The organism is Planktothrix serta PCC 8927 (assembly GCF_900010725.2).
Lineage (GTDB): Bacteria > Cyanobacteriota > Cyanobacteriia > Cyanobacteriales > Microcoleaceae > Planktothrix > Planktothrix serta.
The window spans coordinates 102,492-123,538 of record NZ_LR734878.1; the positions used below are offsets into that span (position 1 = coordinate 102,492).

The window sequence follows — 21,047 nt, forward strand, 5'->3', positions numbered from 1 at the left end:
ATTTAATAAAGTAGTGCGAGCGTCCCCGCTCGCTAGAATAGCGTCCCCGCTCACTCCGATATTATTCCATCAATTAAAACATGACCAGGGAACATCTCAGAAACGACATTTCCCAAGGGATATTCTAATCGGTTTCCGCTTCCGAGTTCTTCGAGAACTAAATAAGCAATTTGAGATCGATCGACTTTCATTCCGATTCGATATTTAGCATCAGGTGAACAATAGGGTAACTCAATCATATCAGGAAGGGGATGTTGATGTTTCTTTCCTTTCGATAATAATTGTAGCCAAAGGGTGATCGAAATTTTATGATCAATGGGGGTAAGGGGTTGAGAATAAAAATTAGGTTGTGCTAAATCTTCTAAATTCGACCCTCCTTTAATTAACGAAATATCTAATTTTTCGAGTTCATGGGTTTGAGTATTGATTGTTTCTAAAATAACTCCTACAGTATGAACATATTTTTCAATGGGATTAACTAACCCATTCGCAATTAAACAAGCTCCGTAGGAAATTGCATAAGCACTGTTAGTAATATTAAAACTGCGATCAATTCGAGGATCATTTTTATCAATTTTTAGAGCATCCATAATCGCTCTTTGCACTAAAATAAACTGACAAAATCCTCCCACCATAAACAGTTTATCAATCTTGATATCCTGTTGTTTTAGATAGGATTGAACTCGGTTTAGTATTGTTTCAATTCCTTGTTTAATCGGTTGAAATGCCTCCTCAACTTCTCCAAAAGTTACAGAATAGCCACTAAATTTATAAACTTCATTAGCTATTTTATCTTGCTTATCTTCCAGATTTAGATAGTTAATAAACAATTTTGTAACCCGATCATGAGTATTAATTTTAACTCGTTCAAAATCTCCCATTAAACTCATCAATTTTGAATCAGATTCTTTTAAAAATTGACCCTGTTTTTTACTATAAGCTTGCTGAACAATTCGACGATCAAAAGCGACTCCGGCGGATTCTAATCCTTTATCTCCTTGTCCATCAAAATAGAGAACTTCAACTTTATGATCTCCATAAATCCGACAAAGACTAACATCAAATGTACCGCCTCCCATATCACAAACTAGCAAATTTCCCTGAAAGGGTTGACTGTTTTGTTGATCAGCAGAGCGTTGATTCATCCAAGCATAATAAGCCGCCGCAGCTACGGGTTCACTTACCAGTTGTAAGAGTTGTTTTTCTAATCCTAATTCTTGTTTAATTAAAGTTTGTAGACGTTCCCGACCTAAATTATAAATATCTCGTTGCCAAATTTCAGGAACAGAAACAACTAGGGTTTTAATTTCACCTTTTTGACTCCTAAAACTATAGGAATTGTCAACAGAAATTAATAGTTCTTGTAGATAATCTGTTGTTACACTTATGGGCGTGCGATCGCAGGAAAAATATTGAGAAAATTCAGATGAATCTAAAGGTAATCGCATCTTAAAATGGCAGTAAGTTTCGACTTGGGGGTCTTGAGTTCCCGCATTGCAAGCCGCATTACCAATTTCTATATAATTATCATCATGATAGGCAATAAAAGAAGGAATATATTTAGAACCATCTGGAGGAGGACAGGAATAAGCTTCTGGTTCTCCATTGGAGTTGAGATAGGAAATAATCGAGTTAGTTGTACCAAAATCTAAACCGATATTAGACATTTTACTAAACTGGAGTGCTTTTCGATTTTATTATACTCCTGCCTAAGAAAAAAGAGTATAAAACCCCAAAAATTCGGTAAACTTGAATACTATTAATCAGCCAAATCCCCTAACTGCTTTCCCGTCAATCTCTGTCCCTCTTGCCTTCAGATACCAATTAATGTTATAGGATGACAGAACATTTTAATCTGGCTGAGAATCTAACACAGATGAACAAAAAACTTGCTGTTTCTCTCTTGAGTCTTCTCTTTAGCGTTAATTTTCCCCTTGCGGGTTGGGCCGAAACCGTGTTAGAAAAAGTAAACCGGACGGGGGTACTGACAGCAGGGGTGAGGACGGATGTGGCTCCCTTTGGCTATACGGACAAAAATAACGCCTTACAAGGGTATTCTGTGGATTTAATTAAATTAATTCAACAGCGCCTGGAAAAACAATTGAATAAACCGATTAAATTAGAATTAAAAACTGTTGACTTGAAAAACAGATTTAATCAGGTAGAAACAGGTAAATTAGATATTGTTTGTGAAGCCACCAGTATTACCCCAGAACGAGAACAAAATGTTGATTTTTCCGTTCCTTATTTTACCACTGGAATTCAACTTTTAGTCCGAGAAGCTGATGGGGAACGTTTAGATCCAACTAAAGCCTCAGAAACGCAATTAGAAGCCGTCAAAGAAAGTAATATTACCGTTGGATTTTTATTAGGAACAACGACAGATGATGAATTTCGTCCGATTTATCCTGAAGCGAAATGGCAAGTTGTCGGAAGTCGTGCGGATGGAATTCGTCGCTTAAGAGCAGCAGAAATTGATTTAATGGCGAGTGATGGAATTTTATTGTTAGGTGAATTGTGGAAACAACAGCTAGACTTTAAAGAATTTCGTTTACTTCCCGAACAACCCCTAACTTTTGAAGATTACGGTTGTATTTTACCTAAAAATAGTTCTCAATGGGGAACAATGGTTAACCAAACGATTACCAGTGAAGATAATACTCAACTGTGGAATAAATGGTTTGACGCTAAAACTGGGCGTTTTCCCTATCAAAGGTTTCAAACCAGTGTCAAACCTTAAATTGCTGAAAATATATAGCAATTCTATTTGATCTGAGTAGTAGAGACGTTGCCTAAAACCACAGTAGAGACGTTGCATAGAACGTCTCTATTACTCAATCAACAACGTGAATTAGTCCTCGTCGCAGCCGTTCAAATACTTGATCAATGTATGAATGTTCTTCTAAACTTAATGCTTCTTTAGAAAGTAATAACGACATCAACACCCGTTGGTCATGGCGGGTAATTTGGCGGGAACAAAAGATGTGATTGACCAATTTTTCGACACTAACTGTGGGTTCACTCACTAACATGGGCATCACCTACAATCTAAATGCACCTAATCTTAACCGTTATTATCCCCTGAATTTTCCCCCTTGGCAGTGACAGAAAAACTCAAATGCGTGTGATTAAATTCACTCCTTAACTGTGATTGTGATCAATATCTCTTACCCAGTCTACCCTCCTTTCCCGACAAATAAACTGACCCCAGGCAGAAAAAAGGGGTAATTTGTGGTATAATTTAGGCGGTTAATTGAAACTCCGACCCCACAAAAACTCAGTGGAAATAGGGATTAAGTAATGATCAAATTTATCAAAAAGAGCATTATAACGAGTGTTTCCTTGTTAGTGGCACTCAGTCCTCTAACTCCAGCAAAAGCAGAAAATTTAGAACAAACCCAACAACTTCTGGCGACGAAACAATGTCAGAGTTGCGATCTCAGTGGGGCGGGTTTGGTACTGGCGAATTTAGTCGGTGCGAACCTCAGTAATGCGAACCTGGTGGGGGCAAACCTCAGTCGAGCGAACCTTACAGGTGCAGACCTGCGGGGGGCGAACTTAACGGGAGCCAGCTTATTTGGGGCGAACTTAACCGGAGCTAATTTAACGGGGGCGAACCTCAATGGTACAGATTTAAGAAGTTCCTATCTCACTAATGCGATGTTGGATGTCCAAAGCCTGAACAACGCTCAATTAGTTGGTGTGGTAGGACTTTCGGCGAGTAGTGGGAGCGCTGAAGATTTTTATCGCTTTGGGGTGACGGAAGCAAAAGCGGGTAATTATGTGAATGCAATTGATTTTTATAATCAAGCTTTAAGATTAGACTCGAATTTAGCCGCTGCCTATTTTGCTCGGAGTATGGCTAGGGCTGATTTAGGGGATTTAGGATCGGCTATTGCGGATGCCAAACAAGCCCAACAACTTTATAAAACCTTAAATTCCCCAGAGGGAGAACAACTATCTCTCCAATTAGTAGAAGTTTTGGAATATCGACAAAATCCCGAACAAAATAAACCTAGGGGTGGATTTTTGGGAATGTTAGAATCAGCAGCCCCGATGTTATTAAAATTACTATTCTAAGGAAAAAACGCCTAAAATTAGGATGAAGTTCAACTATATTGATCAGCGCTTCAAGGGAGTGTAAGAGGGAGTTAATTAATGAGCGATCGCAAACATAAAAATAAACCGCTATGGAGTTCTATTACTCAAAAAGCCGAGGGTTGGAAAGACAGTGTAAGTCAAAAAGCAACAAATGCCAGCAAATCTCTGACGGATAAAGCGACAGAAGCGGCAAAACATTCCGTGTCTAATGTGGGAGAAGCCATTAGCCATAAAGCCACAGAAGCCGGGAAAGCGTTAACAGAAAAAGCCACAGAAGCCGGAAAAACGATTCGGGATACCACAACCCATTCGGTAGAATCTACTTGGAAAAAAGGTCAAGATTGGATGGATTATTGGGGTGCAGATGGGGAAGAACCCTTATCTAATTCTAATGCGCCGGATTGGAGTTTAGATGAACTCTATCATATTTTTGTGGCTTATCAAACCGCCTATCAAGGGGGAAGTCAAACCGTTACATTAAAAAGTGGAAAAACCTACACGGTTAGAATTCCTCCCAACCGCACAGAAGGGGAAAATTTACGCCTTAAAGGAGCAGGTATTCAAGGAAATGATGCCTTTTTAGTGCTGCATAGTTTTTATAATTCGGAAGTCAATTTAGATCGACAGGTGAATCGTTTAATTAATCAGGCTCCGGTCTATGAACAAACTAAAATTAGATGTTTAGAAGCTTATAATCGTCTAAATAATGTGCAAGCAACCCAAGATTTTATGGCGTTGGATTTGTTGGATTATTTAGTGCTCACGTCTAAACTCTATTCAGATATGGGTCAACGCTATATTATTGCGAGTCATCATTCCCGTTCTTTAACGTTAGAACAATGTTTAGGAAAAGCGTTAGAAACCTCGGATTTAGATTTAGATGAAAAAATACGATTGAAAGGAATCTATCAATATGTTCGTTCTGGGGAACCCGTTTCTGATTTAGAAGCGTTAACAAAAATTGATGCTATTATTCTGAATTCATCCTTGAAACCAGATTTAAAAAAATACTATTTACGGGGAAGTGTGACCTCCAGAGTCTTAACTTTGGATATTCTGATTATTAATACAATTTATAATCAATCCCTGTTGTCGGAAGCGGATAAAAAAAGATACGCTAAAACCTATATTCAACTGCGAGAAGGACAAACTGTTGTCGATACGTTAACCTTAGTAGCGTTAGATGAATGGATGATCAAGGCTGAAATTCCTGCTATTGGGAAGGTGATCTATCAGTTAATCCGTCAATCGAATTCAGCCTTAAATAATGAGTTTGATAGTGATGATTATTTAGAAGCTTTTAAAATCATTCAAGAAACCCTACAGTCTATCTTGAATAATACTCAAGATTATCCCGCAACGGGGATTCAAACAATTGATATTGCTGAAGTCAAAATTGACCGATTAGCAGAAAAATGCTATAATTCTGTTGCCCGAGGCGGACTGGGATTATTATCAGGAAATATGATCATTAAAGGCGCCGTTTCTTTAGTGGAAATGACCGCAAAAGTGGCGATCGCGCAAGTCGCCCAAGGGTCAATTCCAGATAAAATTAAATTAGGAATTCCGGCGGTTTCAGAAACGGTAAATCAGTCTACAGCCATCGGAAACAATTGGATGGCGGTGGGTTCCTTTGGAGACGGTGAAAAACCGATTCATCATTTATTGGGGGCTGCATTTTATCGGACAATTATGGATGATATAGATGGGGTGAGTGGTTTGGCTGAACCCGCAACTAATAAATCCATTCCTCAAGGGTTAGGACTGTTAAAACTGTTAAAAGGACAACCCGATAAACAACGGGTGATCAAAGACTTAGAAACTCGAATGTATCGTTAAACTTTTCACGGTAGAATAGGAAGGTTTAAAGATTAAATTGGAATTATCTCATGTCTTCAGAAGCTAATACAACCCCTGAATCAACAACGGGCGCAGATGCAATTGATGTGGCGATCGCCAAAGGAATTGACTTTGATGGTACACCCATTCCTCAAGTTAAGCTCGATCTTTATAATCAAGTTATGGGATTAGAAGCCGGACGTCAACGCAGTGGGGTTAGTAATACCATGCGTTCTCGAATTGTTCGCATTGGTGCTAAACATATCGCTCAAGATGAACTGAATCAACAGTTAATTGATGCGGGATTTCAAGGGTTAAAAGATAAAGAAATTTTGTTTTATTATGGGGGGAAATAATAGGGAACCACAAAGACACGAAGACACGAAGAAGATCATCTTTATAAAGGAATATTAAGATTTTCCGGGTTTATAGGAGGTTTTGACCCTGATTTTATCAGTAAATTGGGGTGAAGCGTCCTATTTGATTAAGCTTAAATGGCAGAAACTTTTCCTGCGGAAGAGAACATCTAATTTGTCAATGTATAAGTCCTAAAATGCTCAGGATTGATTATCCACTATTTTGAAGCCAAACCATAGGTTTTAACAATTTCTGTTACTTCTTCTTGGGGACTCACTTGATCGAGTAGAAGCAACTGGATAACAGTAGCTGCAATATTGCGGAACATTTTTTTAGAAGAACTAATTTCTCCGTGTGCAGCTTGTTCTATTTTGATTATTCCTGAACCTAGAGTTTGTATCATTTGATTATTGAGAGAATTGACGATTCCGTCGATAACACTCTGGCTATACTCTTCTGGCAATCCAATTTTTACTGTATCAAATTCGGCAGCAATTGAACTGGGAAAAATGGATTCATTTTCGGTTGATACTCGTACCTCTACAGATAGTTTCCCCAAATTATTGGGGATAAATTCTGCACCTAAAAGTCCATAGCAAACTCTAGGCCCCACAGGGATAATGATTTCCAGGGCTGTTTGTCGGCTGCCTGGTTTGCAGGCTAAACCCGTTTGTATATCTTTAGTAATCATATCCAGAGTAATAATATCCAGGGCTGGATATATGATAGATGGGCTATCTTTTAGCCAAACACGCGCTTTACTATGAAAGTCTAAATTGATAGTTTGCATTTTATGTAATTCCCCAAGCTCTTTCCCAATTTTTATTAAATTCATCAGGGCAAGCCCTAATTACGTCAGGATGATAGACACTAAAAGGCGATACTTCATAATCTTTTAAAGCTTGTTTGTGAGCTTCATTATAAATTAATCCTTGCTCCATTAATTCAGCTTCTCTTAATTCATGGAAATAAAAACTAGCATCAGCACCCGATATTTTTTTATGACCATTCAGAGCTAATTCTAGCCTCTTAATCATCATTTTATTGGGGTGATAATCATAAAAATTATCAGCAATGTGTTGTTTGATCATTTCTAGTTTTTCTTGTTCAACTATGAATTCTTGACCTTCTAATTTACCAAACAAAGTGCTTTTGAGATTATGGAATACAGTTATTTAGGCTTGGATACATACTGCTAAAGGTTTATTACTAACTATACCACTAATATTAATTATAAGCAGTTCATCAGCATCCTGCCAAGGAGTGAAAACCATGAAAAGAATCTGTAAGCTAGGCTACGGTTTAATATTTAGCAATCTGAGTCAGTAAATCTAATCCGGTAAGCGGAGAGAATGATAGGGGTGTTAGTTTCTACCTTTTCCCCACCAGGGAACGGAAACATAAAATATCTTATACAGTCATCGCTTAGGTGCTAGAATACAATGATATGTTAGTTTTTAACTTTTCCTCACAAACGGGTAAAAATATGTAGTTTTTATTAAAACCCTTATGACATCACCCCAAAAATTTGATTGGATTACTTTTATTGCTCGATTTGGCTGTGGTTTTGTGATTGGCGGCTTTTTGTCTGCGTTGCGGTTTCCTCAATCTTTTCTTATCGCTTTTTTGATCGGTGGACTCCTCTGTGGCTTTTTGGCTTGGCGTTTAGGCGATCGCTTCTGGACATCCCGTTGGTGGTGGTAGTATTAGATAGAAACAAGAATTTACCCATTACAAATCAGCCGTTAACCTATTTATTTTTCCCATAAAAGCGCGATCGCAAATCGAACTAATTCCCCCATTACTGATACTCGCTCCGTTGGACTTGCGGTTTGTTCCCAACGAAATAAATTGTCTTTAAATAGGGGTTCCTGTTGAGCGCGTTGAACAATTCCTTGAATAATCACTTGATGTTGAAGATCTTCGAGTTCTACGCCATTTTTAGTTAGGAAATCTAATAGTCTTTGGACGCTGATTACAAATTTTTCAGGTTCCTGCGATCGCAAAATCGATTGAATTTGACGAGAAATTTCTTTATACAAAGCTTCATGGTTCTGACGTCCTACCAGTGGAGGAGGTGGTAAAGCGGGTGCGGGAATCTGTTTCAAATCGATTGAGGCGTTGAAAATAGGAACTTCTAAATTTAATAGCTCCAAAATCTCGGATCGCTTCTGTACAATCTTCTCCTTCATGGACAGATAAGAGGTTAAAATTTGTTCCGCCAGTAGTTTAGAATTGACTAAATAATTGGCTTGAACTTGTAGTAAAAATAGATCCGGTTGGGTTTCAAACCCTTGAATGATTAATTGCAATTCCGGGCTATTCTGTTCAACCTTAACTAAGGTATAGACTAACGCTTCCCAATTCGGATATTCCGTAAATTCCACCGTAATTAAATTACTATCTTCCGGTGATTCATGGGCTAGTTCTCCGGGTAAAAAATCTCGATCACTGGGATAACGATTTTTAGGCTTTTTAGTGGTATAATCAAACTGAGTATACACATAATCACACTCAATTTTTGCCAGTTCAACGTCCGATTTTTCCCAATTATGAATACAACATCCGGTTAATTTCGCCCCTTCTAAATTCGTGCGAATCAAATGGCTTTCAATTAATAACGCTTCGCGCAAATCTGCTTCACTTAAAATAGTATCGCTTAAATAAGCTCCGCTTAAATCCGCCTTGCGTAAGTTCGCCCCCCTTAAGTTAGCTTCACTTAAATCTGACCATAAGAGATAGACTTCCTCTAAATTTGCTCGTAATAAATAAGCTTTCTTAAAACTAGCTTTTAATAAGTAAGCTCCCATTAAATTTCCTCGACTTAAATCGGCACTATCAAGAACAGCTTCCGTTAAATCTGCCGCCGTTAAAATAACCCGGTGCATATCAGCCCCACTTAAATTAGCAGACCGCAACATAGCCCCGTTTAAATCCGCCTCGGTTAAATTTGCCTGTGTTAGAATTGCATCTTTTAAATTTGCACCACTTAACCGTGATTCTCGTAAATTTGCTTTGGTTAAATTCGCAGAAATTAAACTCGCACGAGTTAAATTCGCCTCCATTAATTCTGTTCCCATTAACAAAGCATGATTCAATTTAGCTTGTTCTAAATTAATTTGATCTAATTTCGCGCCTGTTAAATCTGTATTACTTAAATCGGCTTCTATCAAAATCGCCCAATTCAAATCCGCTTGTTTTAAGGTTGCGAACCGCAAATCCGCTTTGGTGAGATTTGCACCACTCAAATTGCTTTGATTGAGATTACTCCTTGTTAATACTATATTGCGTAAATCAGCCCGACGAAAACACGCCCCGACTAACTGAGTTTGGTTTAACACCGCCCAACTTAGGTTTACGCCCGTCAGGTTCGCGCCTGTGAGGTCAATCTCTTGCAAATTGACACCGCTTAAATTTGCCCCACTTAAGTCGATATAGGTAAAATTGCGCTCCCCCGCTTGATATCGATCCAAAAATTCTTGTCTGTTCATGGGACAGCTTCAGAAGAAAAAGGCTAAAAAGGGTTAGCTTACAGTCTATCTTGAATTCGCATGAGGACTCTCGTTACCGCGTCAGCTTAACGGTGAAGGGGAATTGTGCCTCCTAACAGAAATTTTTTGAGTCAACCCCTAGACGTGCGGAGAATGATCTGTTAAGATGTTTAATTGTCGATCCTGGAGAGGTGGCTGAGCGGTCGAAAGCGACAGATTGCTAATCTGTTGTACGGCAGGTAACTCCGTACCGAGGGTTCGAATCCCTCCCTCTCCGTTGATAAAAGTTAAGCAAGAAACCTTGAGAAACCGGGTTTCTTTTTCCATGTCTAATTGCTCAACCCTCAAATTTTTGCCAGAAACCCGGTTTCTTTACCGAGAATAGAGCCAATCTTGAATTTCCTGGGTTAACCAGGCGCACTCCTCGGCCACAAAGACTTCACCAAGGCGGTGAGTTTGGGAAGTGGTGCGAATTACCACCTCATATTTAGATTGTTTTTTTTCCATAAAAACCCCAATAATATTGGATAGAGAACCTGACTGTAAACGATATTGAATTCCCCTAGATTTTCGGATAATTCTAAACTCATAGTGATCAAATTCAACAAATGTTTTTTCATCAATTAAAAAGAATAACCACAGGAAGCCTGAAGCGAATAGGAGACAACATAACAGCCAAAATAAAGAGGGATTTGTTAAGGACATTGACATAAAAACAGAAAACAATAAACTACAGGAAAAATAAATGATGAATAAGTGCAAACACCCCATTTCTAAATGAAACAATTTCCCCAACCCTTTAGGAGGAAGATAAATATCTAAACGATTAGAAGTTTTATGAAGATAAAGGGTACTGTGAAACGGTTTATGGAGTTTTTGAATTAAAGCGGTTTGGGGAGTGGTATTGGGATTTTTTCGATGACGAATTTTGTCTGATTTTAACAATTCTAAAGCTTCCCGTGCAGTTTGTAAACGTTTTTCTAAAGAAATTTCGGTCATTTGTTCAATCCATAAAACAAAATTCCGATTGACACTCACCCGATCTGCAAATAGAATTCGAGCATTTTTTTGTGGTAAATCCGCCGGAGAAGTATTGGTTAATAAATGAATTAATGTGGCTCCTAACGCATATAAATCTGATGAAGCAACCGCCCGTCCCCAAAATTGCTCTAAGGGTGCATAACCACTGGTTCCAACAACGGTAAAGGTTACGCCTGTAACACTGGCTTGCGCTTGTACGGCTCCAAAATCGACTAAATAAATTTGTTCTGAATCATCTAAAATTAAATTACTCGGTTTAAGATCTCGATGTAAAACCGGAGGACTTAATTCATGCAAATAAATTAAGATTTTTAAGATATCTTTAGCGATTTTTTTGACTTGAGCTTCTGTAAAACGATGTCCTTGATCTAACAAGTCTTGTAAGGATGAACCGGGGATATAATCTTGTACTAATCCAAACCAAGGTAAACCCCCCCCAACACTTTGATCTAGGGAAAAATAATCTCGATAACGGGGAATTCGAGGATGATTTAAGGCTTGTAAAACCTGCGCTTCTCGTTCAAAGAGTTTTAATTCTTCCCATGCCATTTGGGGGCTAAAGGCTAACAACTTGATGATCACTTCTTCTTGAGTTTGTTGATCCGTTGCTAACCAAGTTTGACGTCCGGCGGCAGTACGTCCACATTGGCGTTGTAGTTGATAGCGGTCTTGGATAAGTTGCCCTGAGTTTAACATATTCAACTCAAAATCAAGCGATCGCATTATGTTTAGGGTAACACGCGATCGCTGAATGTCAAAACAACTTTCTCCAAGATTTGGGTAGTATAAATAACACGATCAGGTTGTTAGGTGAATTCTGAGTCTTCCTACAATTTATTACAAAACTTTACAATTATTTCCAGCCCTGAGTTATCAACCCTTGGTTAATATGCCATTTCTGGTTAAAATATGTGGGATTTTAATACAGCAAAATCACCCTTGCTGTAGCTTCCCATAACACCTCTCAAAGATGAAACAGGTTCAGAAAGTTGTCGTGCAATTTCTCGTTGCGGTCACAATTGGTTGTTTAGGATGGTATGCTACATCACCATCAGTACCCATTGAAGCCGCATCCCCCCAAAAGGTAACTCCCCCCTCGACCCCTCGCCCTCCTCAACCCGCTCAACCCCCCTTACCCCAACCCGTCATCGAACCCCAACCGGAAGCGTTACGCAATAAACATCGAATTGTGGTCGTTGGGGATAGCATTACCCAAAGTGGAGGACAATATGGCGGTTATGTCTGGTTACTACAACGCTATTTGAATTTTTTGTATCCTCAACAACCCCTTGAAATCATCAGTTCAGGAGTTTCTGGTAATACCTCAACCCAACTGTCGGAACGATTTAAACGAGATGTTTTAGATCAAAAACCCGATTTAATTACAATTAATATTGGGGTGAATGATGTTTTGCAAAGTTTTCAAACCCCAACCCCAGCCAGACCGAGTATTCCCACACCCCAAGAATATCGGCAAAATTTAACCGCAATGGTAGACATAGCCACAGCAAAAGCCATTCCAGTTTTGTTATTATCGCCAACCATTATTTATGAAGATCTAAGCGGTCGAGAAAATCAACGAATTGCAGAATATATTGCCGTTATGCGGGATGTCGCCTTACAATATCGCTGTCAATTTATTGACTTAAATATTCCCTTTCGTCACGTTATTAGTACCTATCAGCGTTATGGGGGACAAGGACAAAATCTGTTAACTCGTGATGGAATTCACCCCAATATTGCGGGTCATCAAATCATTGCCTATACTATTCTTAAAGGCTGGGGTGTTCCTGAACCCAAAATTCAAAGCCTAAAACTCAATGATTAATAAATTTAGGTTTTATCCTGATTTGAGCCTATATTTTCACAAAAGAACAGTTAACAGTTAACCGTCAATCATTAAACCTTATCCCACTTGGGAATCTGGATATTCTTTGAGAATTGTTAATTTTAGGAGGGGAGTACCCAATTATGCTAATCTACAGGATAATCATTAACCTCTGAAAATTTCAGAAGTATTGAGGGGTCTAAACCCACAGAACTCCAGTCAAGTTATTGCATCGTCATTTATTTTTGTCAGCATCTAAATTTATAGCATTCATTACTGAATATGAAATTACAAGACATCCTAGGAACCGAACAACGTTATGATGTGAAGGTGATCTCAACTGATGAGGAATTAACTCGTCAAATTCAAGTTATTTTAATTAATTTGACTTTGCTTGATCCTCCAGCAGATGGCAAATTCGGCTCGAAATCTACCGCAGCTTTGCATCGATTTCAAACCTTAATGGAATGTGCAGAACCCGGATTTTTGGGATTAAAAACCGCCAAAAAACTGATTGAAACCAAGCCAGAAGAAATTCCGACCGATGTTCCGGTACTTAAAATTACTAAAGAAACTATTTTAAAACTTAGACCCGTTGCTTCCTCTCAACTGAGTGATACAGAAAAGCAAGGAATTAAACCAGGTCAAGAATTTAAACTCCTCGCCTATGAACCCCTACGCGGTCATATTCGAGTTGCGTTTCGGGGGGATGAATTTGGAGAACAATCTGTTTGGTATGTCTTTGATCAACACGGGGAAATTTATCAAGGGAAAAATTTAGTTTATCCTAAACCCCGTCCTAAAAGTATCAAACTCGCTAATTTTCCCTATCGATCTCAACTCGATAACTTTTATAATCCTACAGGTTCCTGTAACGTCACTTCCATCGCCATGTGTTTGCAATATTTAGGCGTTCGTCGGCGTACCAGTAGCGGTCAATTTGAAGATGAACTCTATGAATATGCTTTACAAAAAGGCTATAGTCGTTGGAGTCCTTATGATTTAGCTAAAATTGTTAAAGATTATGGCGCCAAAGATTACTTTTCAGAACGGGCGACCATAGAGGAATTACAAGACTGGTTAGCGGATGGTAAACCTGCGGTGCTTCATGGTTATTTTACCGCCTTTGGTCATGTTATGCCAGTGGTGGGTTATGACGAAAAAGGTTTACTGGTACATGACCCCTATGGAGAATGGTTTTCATCAGGATATCGTACAGATTTAAATGGTGCTTATTTACGTTATACCTACAATTTAATCCGTCGAGTTTGTATGCCGGATGGAGATTTTTGGGTACATTTTATTACAACTTAATCTATCAGAAAAATGGGTTTAAAACCTCGTCCTAGAAGGACGAGGTTTTATTAAGATCAATAACTTTTACATTTGATTACGGATGCGTTCTAAATAGAATTTAGCAACTCGGTCAGTGGAATTTAAGATTAAGCACGCTTCAAATTTTTCTATAGCTTCCTGATAGTTTTGGAGATTATAAAAAGAAACAGCTTCTTCAAATATTGTTTTAGTCGCTAATTTTCCCGCCTTAATTTCAGGTAAATCTGCATCAAATACTTCAAAAACAGACACCATTTCCGATTTGCCTTTAACATTAACTCGACCCATTAACCGAATTGCATAGAGATCGGGATTTTTTAACGCTTTTAAAGTATATTCAGAAATCAATAAGGGTACACCAAAATATTTTGTTACTCCTTCAATTCGAGATGCTAAATTAACGGCATCACTAATCACGGTACTATCCATTCTATTTCCTCCCCCTACTGTTCCTAACATCAAAGATCCCGTATTAATGCCAATTCCAATCGCAACTTGAGGTCGTTCAGGCCGCCCTCTTTTAGAATTATATTCAGTCAGTTCTGTTAACATGGTAATTCCGGCTTTAATGGCATCATCTGCACCCCCATTAAATAAAGCCATAATCGCATCGCCGATATATTTATCAATAAACCCTTGATGTTGCGTAATCGCAGGTTCCATACGCGAAAGATAGGAATTAATAAATTGAAAATTATCTTCCGGGGTCATCTTTTCACTGATGCTGGTAAAGTCGCGGATATCGGAAAATAAAATTGACATTTCATGCTGTACACCTTCTCCTAACTTGACTTCTGCAATACTGTTATAACCCAGCAGAGATAAAAATTCTTGAGGAACAAACCGAGTCGCTGCTTCCGTTAATTCTAACTGGGTTTGCATGGCGATTTCTAAATTACTATTAACTTCAAATAATTCTTCAATAAACTGTTGGCGTTCAACTTCTGCCTTTTTTCGTTCTGTAATATCAGCAATAAATCCCTGATAATAAAGTAAAGTACCTTCGGCATTAAAAACAGGTTTAGCACTAGCAGAAATCCAGATTTTCCGAGAATCAGCCCGGAAAATTTGAAATTCAAAATTAGAAACCGTTTCTTGTTCCTTCATTAAATTAATAAACTCAGTATGACGTTCAGGTTCTAAATATAAAGGATAACTAGAATCGCGTAAAATCTGCATCAAAGATTGAGGAGAATCATACCCATAAATCCGAGCCATAGCTGGATTGACATTAATATAGGAGTATTGAGGACTATACTGAAAAATTCCTTCTAACGCATTTTCATAAATACTTCGATAGTTTTCCTCTGCAATTCTTAGAGCTTCTTCTGCTTGACGACGTTCTGTAATATCAATTCCTACCGCAACGATCGCAGCACCTTGCTGATATTTTTGCACCACAATTAAATAGTAACGCCGTTGATCATTTTGGATAATGGGCAAAATTTGAGAGGCTGACTGTTCAGGACTGGCTAGAAACTGACGCAGGAATTTAACATAGTCTGAACTGTTTTGATAAAATCCGATTTCTTGACCAATAATTTCTTCCGGTTGCAAACTTAAATGATCTGCTAAATCCCGATTAACTCCCAAATAAATCCCCTCCGCACTCATCCAAGAAATTGATCCCGGTACCGCGTTTAATACCGCTTCTAACTGTTCTTTGGCAGCAGATAAGGCTTCTTTTGCTTGTTGTAAGTCAGCATTTTTAGCTTCTAATTTAGCAAAGGATTCTTGCAATTGATAAGTCATCGTATTAAACGAACTGGCTAAAATTTCCAGTTCTGTAATTCCTTTAGCTTCAATATGTTGATCTAACTTCCCTTCAGCAATGGCTTTCGATGCACTACTTAATTTGAGAATAGGTTGAGAAATCCAACGAGAGGTAATCATACCCGCTAAAATAGCGATCGCTAACGCCACAAAACATAAAAGAATTGTCAGACGATTACTCGCATTAATTTCATCCATAAAATCAGTTTCTGGAATCACAACCACAATTAACCAGTCCAGTCCCCGACCATCTTTAAAGGGTAAAACTTGAATAAATTGTCGTTGATCATTCAGGAAAAACTCTGTTTGTAAGGGTTGTTCTAAGGTAGAAAAACTGCCATATTGATCAAGAAGTTGTTGAGCAGCGGCTCGAATTAAGGGATTTTGACTTTTTGTTGCTGGGAGCAATTTCGCCTGCTTCCCGTCGCCGACGGTGAGGGGTTCATCGGTGGAACTGGAAAGTAATTGACCCGTGCGATCGCTCACAAACGCAATACCCGATTTTCCGATTGATAAACTCGATAGAAATTTACGAAAATCATCGGGAAGTAGTACATCCGTCGCACAAACTCCCAACAGATCCCCAGTATTGGAATCATAAATCGGTTGACTGGCGGTAACGGTAGGTAATCCTGTGGAGAAGGCTAAATAAACATCACTCCAAACCGGACGTCCGGTTATTTTAGCTTTTTCATACCAAGGGCGTTTTCGGGGGTCATAAATCGTGCCACTATCCCGATGTAACGTCGTGGGTCGTCCCTCAGCATCAATGTTGTAGAGGTATAAATGTTGTTGCGTCCAGGGGTTCGCTGTCCACAGACCCAAGGAATTATTCTCTAAAATTCGCACCGCTCCTAAAAATTCTCCTTGGGAGTTGCCACAATAGATGGCGTATAGTAGCGGAGATATTTTCAATTGTTCCAATAGGGGCGGAACACTTTCGATATTAGTAACATCAAGTTCCCCGCGCAGAAACGCACGACTATTAAGTTGATTCAGTCGATAGGGATTCTCAAAATAGCTTTTGAGTTCCTGTTGAATTCGGGCGCTAAGTTCGCTACGCAGTTGAGAGGCGAGGGTATTAACGGCTTTTTGAGCATTTCTAAAGGAAAGATACCCAACCAATCCAACAGCGGCAACAATTTGAACGACAAAGGTAACGACTAGAGTTGTTCGCAAACGCACTTTAGGTAATTTTTGGGGGACAGTACGGGGTGCAGACAAAGTGAATCTCATGGGTGATTGGTCAGAACAATGGATAGATCATGACTTTATTCTTAATTCTGAGTCTTTCAACAGACATTTTAGAGACAGCACCCCCAAGATAAAGGGATCATAACTCATCATAAACCGTCTGCAAGCGAGGAAGTGTTTATCATCTATTTCCTATAAACAATTCTGCGCTTGTTGTAGCAGTTCTGAAATAGCAGCGATCAAATCATTGGGTTCGATCGGTTTGGAGAGATGACGTTGGAATCCTGCGGTTAAGCTTTTTTGTTGATCGGCTTCTGTGGCGTAGGCGGTGAGAGCGATCGCCGGAATTTCTCCTCCTTGATCAGCAGGCAAACTTCTGATTTTACGAATTAACATATATCCATCAATCACAGGCATTCCAATATCAAAAATGCAGAGATGGGGCTGAAACGGAGATAAAACTTGTAAGGCTTTTAGGGGGGAGGGTACAGCTTCTACCGTTGCCCCTTGTTGTTGTAAAATAAAAGCGACAAGATCCCGTGTATCAGCTTCATCATCGACTAATAAAATTCGGGTTCCCCTCAAAACTAAAGGGTCTGAGAAAACATCATAATTTTGTCCCGCATTAGGTTGAGGAATTAATTCTTGTTTTTGGGGTCGATTTAGTAAGGGGAGTCTGACGGTAAAGGTTGAACCTTGATTGTCACCTGGGCTTTCTGCACTAATTGTGCCTCCATGAAGTTCAACTAAATGACGAACAATGGCTAATCCTAATCCCAAGCCTCCATATTGACGGGTAATGGCGCCATCAGCTTGACGAAAATAATCAAAAATATAGGGAAGAAAATCCGGTGTAATTCCTTTTCCGGTATCAATAACTCGAATTTGAGCATAGATATCGGGAGTATGAATAACGCTGAGTTCAATTTTAATTTCACTGTTTTTGGGTGAAAATTTGACCGCATTGGAGATGAGATTCCACATAATTTGTTGTAATCGCCCGGAATCTCCTGAAACCAGAAATTGTGGGGGAATGGTTAGCTTTTTTTGTAAATATTGCGGTAAGTTAAGATCGAGAAAAATAGGGGTAGGACTGGGACAACTTTCCGAGTTTTCCTGAATAATAAATTTTAAATCAATTAATTTAGCTTGGGCTGCCAGTTGTACCGTTTCAATCGCAGATTCAATGATACTAATTAAGTTAATCGGAGTAATGGTTAAATGGAGTTTCCCTTGTAAAATTCGAGAAACATCTAATAAATCTTCAACCAGTTGCACTTGTAGTCTAGTATTTCGTTCAATGATTTCTAAGGCTTTTTGTTGAGTTTCTTCATCATATTTGCGAGTTCTGAGTAATTTAGCCCAACCTAAAATCGGATTTAAAGGAGTTCTTAATTCGTGGGAAAGAATCGCTAAAAATTCATCTTTAATCCGGTTTGCTTGTTGTGTTTCTTGATAAAGACGAGCATTATCAATCGTAGAAGCCGCACGACGGGCGACATCTTCGGCTAAGGATAAATCCGAGGGTTCATAATAACGACCGGATTCTGACATTGCAAAGGAAATTGAACCAAAAATTTTGTCCCGACATCGTAAAGGAACGATAATTAAAGAATTGGCATTTAAACGCTCTAATAATTGTAAATGTTGATGATCTTGAGCAATTTCCTCTAGCAAAGATGGGGGAATTTTAGAATAAAATAAGGCTTTCCCTAAACGGATTTGTTGAACAAAGGGATGTTGTTGATTTGAATTAGGAGGATATTTCTGCCTCATTTCACAGAGTAAGGCTTGTTTTTCGGGTTGGAGACAAACAATCGCCAACTCTTGCATGATGCCATCATCTTTAAGAATATCAACAATGCACCAATCTCCCAGCAGAGGAACGGCAAGATAAGCTAACTGGATTAATGTGGCTTCATAGTCGAGAGAAGAAGCTAAAATTTGGCTGGCTTCGACTAAAAATTGTTGGGCGGCTTCAACTTTTTTGCGTTCACTAATATCTTCAATAATCTTAACCGCATATTTGGGTTCTCGCGTGAAGTCATCCCAAACAACTGATAAAGTTAAATTCACCCAAGTCATGGAATTATCTTTGCGAAGATAACGTTTTTCTAAAGAAAAACCTGGAATTTCTCGCGCTAAAACTTGCTTTGCTAATGCCCAATCTTGGACTAAATCATCGGGGTGAGTAATCTCTTGAAAGTTCATTTCCCTCAACTCTTGATGGCTATATCCAGTGATCTTACATAACGCCGGATTAGCTTCAATAAATTTCCCCTCTACAGTGACTTGGGCAATTCCCACCGCCGCTTGATTAAAAGTGGCTCGAAAACGCTGTTCACTTTCTCGAAGGGTTTCTTCCATTTCTTTGGGTTCTGTAATATCAAAAGAAACGCCGAGAAATCGTTCCGGTTCGCTTTGAGGATTAAAATAAACCCTACCTTGGCTTCGGAGCCAGCAAATTGTTCCATCGGGTTTGATCAGTCGATATTCTATTAGATAGAGATCTTGGGAAACGACCGCATTCCTAAACACTTGTAGAACAGACTCTCGATCATCAGGGTGAATTAAGTTGAGGAAATCTTGATAGGTTCCCTGTTTAAATCCCCAAATTTCTTGGGAATTTTCCGAACAAACGACTTGTTGGGTGGTGAGATCACAATCCCATACCATCATTTTGGCGGCAGTTAATGCTAACCCCAGACGCTCCTGAGTTTCTTGTAAAATTTTTTGAGTTCGTTTGCGATCGCTAATTTCTTGAAAATATACCGCCAGTCCCTCTCCTGAAGGATAAGCATGGCCAATAAACCATCGTTCTGAATCATCATTCACCTGTCCTTCAACTGTAACAGGGGTTTGATTCGCAACCGCTTGATGATATTGTTTATAGAATATAGAATTTACGGTTTTGGGAAATTTCTCCCAAATACATTTTCCTAATAATTCGGTTCGGGAGTATCCAGCAACTTCTTCAAACTTTCGATTAACATAAGTAAATCGCCAATCTCGATCTACTGCAAAAAAAGACTCTGTAATATTTTCTAAAATTTCGCTAACTTGTTGATGGGCTAATTTTAACTCTTGTTCGGTTTGTTTGCGTTCGGTAATATTAATCGCAACACCCGTAATTCCGATAATCTGTTCTAGGGATTCTCGGATGGGTTCAATAATTAATTCATAATAATTCAAGGTTTCATCGGAAGAAAGACAAATTTCTTCCCGCGCCGGAATTCCCGTTTCCAAAACTCTGCGTTTAATGGCTGTTAATTGATCGGCGATCGCCGTTGTCCATAAATGATAATCTGATTTACCGATAACCGCTTCTGGCAAGTTCGATCCGACGGGATTATGTATCCACTGATAACGCAAAGATTGATCTTGTTGAAAAACAGTAATATTAGAATTACTAAAGGCTAAATTCCATCGTTCTTCACTGAGTTTGAGTTGGCGTAAATTAATTGTTGCCCGTTGTTTTTCAAGTTTCCACGCTTCACACAATAGGCTAATACAAATCCCCTCAAGGATAAAAATCATCGTGCGGATGAAATCAGGCCAAGTGATTCCCCATTGTTGAAGGGGGTACATAAAAAAATATTGACTCAGTGTCGCCGATAACGCCGTTGCTAAGAGTCCCGGCTTTAACCCTCCATACCAAGCACTCAGAACAATAGCTCCAAAAAACAGCAGGAAGGGTGTTGTTTTCATACCCAACCACTGATCAAAACCCAACATCAAGGCTAGAGCTAATACCACATTAGCTACAGCTACTGTGTAGGGCCAAAACTGACGACGGGCGAGGTTAGCCATAAAGGGGAGATGAACTCAAGTGGATGAGAACTGTACCTAACCTATGATAGACCGGAAAAAATGGCTACTCTTCTAGGGGTAGATTTTTGGAGTGGACTGTTAACTTTTATAGCAGGTCGCGCTGGCTTGTTTACAAGGGTCAAGCCTTGAATATTACCACCAAGACACAAAGACACAAACAAGTTGTAAACAATTAACCTGCTCATTGCTATAGCGCTACTTGAACAGGGAACAGTAAGAAGTGAAAGGGTTTCAGGATTTAGAAATGTCCTAACTGT

15 protein-coding genes and 1 tRNA gene are annotated in these 21,047 nt (G+C 39.0%); 8 read left to right on the forward strand and 8 right to left on the reverse strand.

Annotated elements, in window-relative coordinates:
* Positions 1-50: 50 nt before the first annotated feature.
* Entirely contained in the window at positions 51-1,667 is a 1,617-nt protein-coding gene (locus tag PL8927_RS19955) for an Hsp70 family protein (protein WP_083625054.1), read from the reverse strand.
* Between the two features lie 209 nt (positions 1,668-1,876).
* Between PL8927_RS19955 and PL8927_RS19960 the strand changes: the two genes are divergently transcribed.
* Positions 1,877-2,740, forward strand: a complete 864-nt coding sequence (locus PL8927_RS19960; RefSeq protein WP_083625056.1) for an amino acid ABC transporter substrate-binding protein — start codon at positions 1,877-1,879, stop codon at positions 2,738-2,740.
* 94 nt (positions 2,741-2,834) lie between these two features.
* On the opposite strand, the gene PL8927_RS19965 is transcribed toward PL8927_RS19960, so the two are convergent.
* Positions 2,835-3,032: a hypothetical protein gene (locus PL8927_RS19965; RefSeq protein WP_231506077.1), complete on the reverse strand. Its 198-nt coding sequence runs from the start codon at positions 3,030-3,032 to the stop codon at positions 2,835-2,837.
* Positions 3,033-3,312: 280 nt separating this feature from the next.
* On the opposite strand from PL8927_RS19965, the gene PL8927_RS19970 reads away from it, so the two are divergent.
* From PL8927_RS19970 to PL8927_RS19980, 3 genes are all read left to right on the forward strand, one after another.
* Positions 3,313-4,080 (forward strand): pentapeptide repeat-containing protein, encoded by a 768-nt coding sequence (locus PL8927_RS19970; protein WP_083625423.1) that lies wholly within the window; start codon positions 3,313-3,315, stop codon positions 4,078-4,080.
* 78 nt (positions 4,081-4,158) lie between these two features.
* Positions 4,159-5,940, forward strand: coding sequence for a hypothetical protein (locus PL8927_RS19975; RefSeq protein ID WP_083625059.1), 1,782 nt, complete (start codon positions 4,159-4,161; stop codon positions 5,938-5,940).
* Between the two features lie 50 nt (positions 5,941-5,990).
* On the forward strand, positions 5,991-6,296 hold the full coding sequence (locus tag PL8927_RS19980; RefSeq protein WP_083625061.1) for a small RNA NsiR4-regulated ssr1528 family protein: 306 nt from the start codon (positions 5,991-5,993) through the stop codon (positions 6,294-6,296).
* Positions 6,297-6,514: 218 nt separating this feature from the next.
* Here PL8927_RS19980 and PL8927_RS19985 read toward each other — a convergent pair whose 3' ends face one another.
* Together PL8927_RS19985 and PL8927_RS19990 are read right to left on the reverse strand one after the other, a co-directional pair.
* Positions 6,515-7,132 (reverse strand): hypothetical protein, encoded by a 618-nt coding sequence (locus PL8927_RS19985; protein ID WP_197047494.1) that lies wholly within the window; start codon positions 7,130-7,132, stop codon positions 6,515-6,517.
* The gene (locus PL8927_RS19990) at positions 7,089-7,442 is read right to left on the reverse strand and encodes a hypothetical protein (protein ID WP_197047495.1); all 354 of its coding nucleotides are present in this window, start codon (positions 7,440-7,442) and stop codon (positions 7,089-7,091) included. The genes PL8927_RS19985 and PL8927_RS19990 overlap by 44 nt, the downstream gene beginning before the upstream one ends.
* A 364-nt stretch (positions 7,443-7,806) precedes the next feature.
* On the opposite strand from PL8927_RS19990, the gene PL8927_RS19995 reads away from it, so the two are divergent.
* A complete protein-coding gene (locus tag PL8927_RS19995) occupies positions 7,807-8,001 on the forward strand; it encodes a hypothetical protein (protein WP_083625065.1) in 195 nt (64 codons plus the stop codon).
* A gap of 50 nt (positions 8,002-8,051) precedes the next feature.
* On the opposite strand, the gene PL8927_RS20000 is transcribed toward PL8927_RS19995, so the two are convergent.
* On the reverse strand, positions 8,052-9,788 hold the full coding sequence (locus PL8927_RS20000; RefSeq protein WP_083625069.1) for a pentapeptide repeat-containing protein: 1,737 nt from the start codon (positions 9,786-9,788) through the stop codon (positions 8,052-8,054).
* A 185-nt stretch (positions 9,789-9,973) separates the two neighbouring features.
* Between PL8927_RS20000 and PL8927_RS20005 the strand changes: the two genes are divergently transcribed.
* Positions 9,974-10,065 (forward strand) — tRNA-Ser (locus PL8927_RS20005).
* 95 nt (positions 10,066-10,160) lie between these two features.
* Here the strand turns inward: PL8927_RS20005 and PL8927_RS20010 are convergent.
* Positions 10,161-11,525, reverse strand: coding sequence for a serine/threonine protein kinase (locus PL8927_RS20010; protein ID WP_083625071.1), 1,365 nt, complete (start codon positions 11,523-11,525; stop codon positions 10,161-10,163).
* A gap of 274 nt (positions 11,526-11,799) precedes the next feature.
* On the opposite strand from PL8927_RS20010, the gene PL8927_RS20015 reads away from it, so the two are divergent.
* Both PL8927_RS20015 and PL8927_RS20020 read left to right on the forward strand, forming a co-directional pair.
* A complete protein-coding gene (locus tag PL8927_RS20015) occupies positions 11,800-12,657 on the forward strand; it encodes an SGNH/GDSL hydrolase family protein (RefSeq protein WP_083625072.1) in 858 nt (285 codons plus the stop codon).
* A 282-nt stretch (positions 12,658-12,939) separates the two neighbouring features.
* Positions 12,940-13,971, forward strand: coding sequence for a C39 family peptidase (locus PL8927_RS20020; RefSeq protein ID WP_083625074.1), 1,032 nt, complete (start codon positions 12,940-12,942; stop codon positions 13,969-13,971).
* 66 nt (positions 13,972-14,037) lie between these two features.
* Here PL8927_RS20020 and PL8927_RS20025 read toward each other — a convergent pair whose 3' ends face one another.
* A complete protein-coding gene (locus PL8927_RS20025) occupies positions 14,038-16,989 on the reverse strand; it encodes a PAS domain S-box protein (RefSeq protein ID WP_197047496.1) in 2,952 nt (983 codons plus the stop codon).
* A 162-nt stretch (positions 16,990-17,151) separates the two neighbouring features.
* The gene (locus PL8927_RS20030; protein WP_083625080.1) at positions 17,152-20,769 is read right to left on the reverse strand and encodes a hybrid sensor histidine kinase/response regulator; all 3,618 of its coding nucleotides are present in this window, start codon (positions 20,767-20,769) and stop codon (positions 17,152-17,154) included.
* Positions 20,770-21,047: the final 278 nt, after the last annotated feature.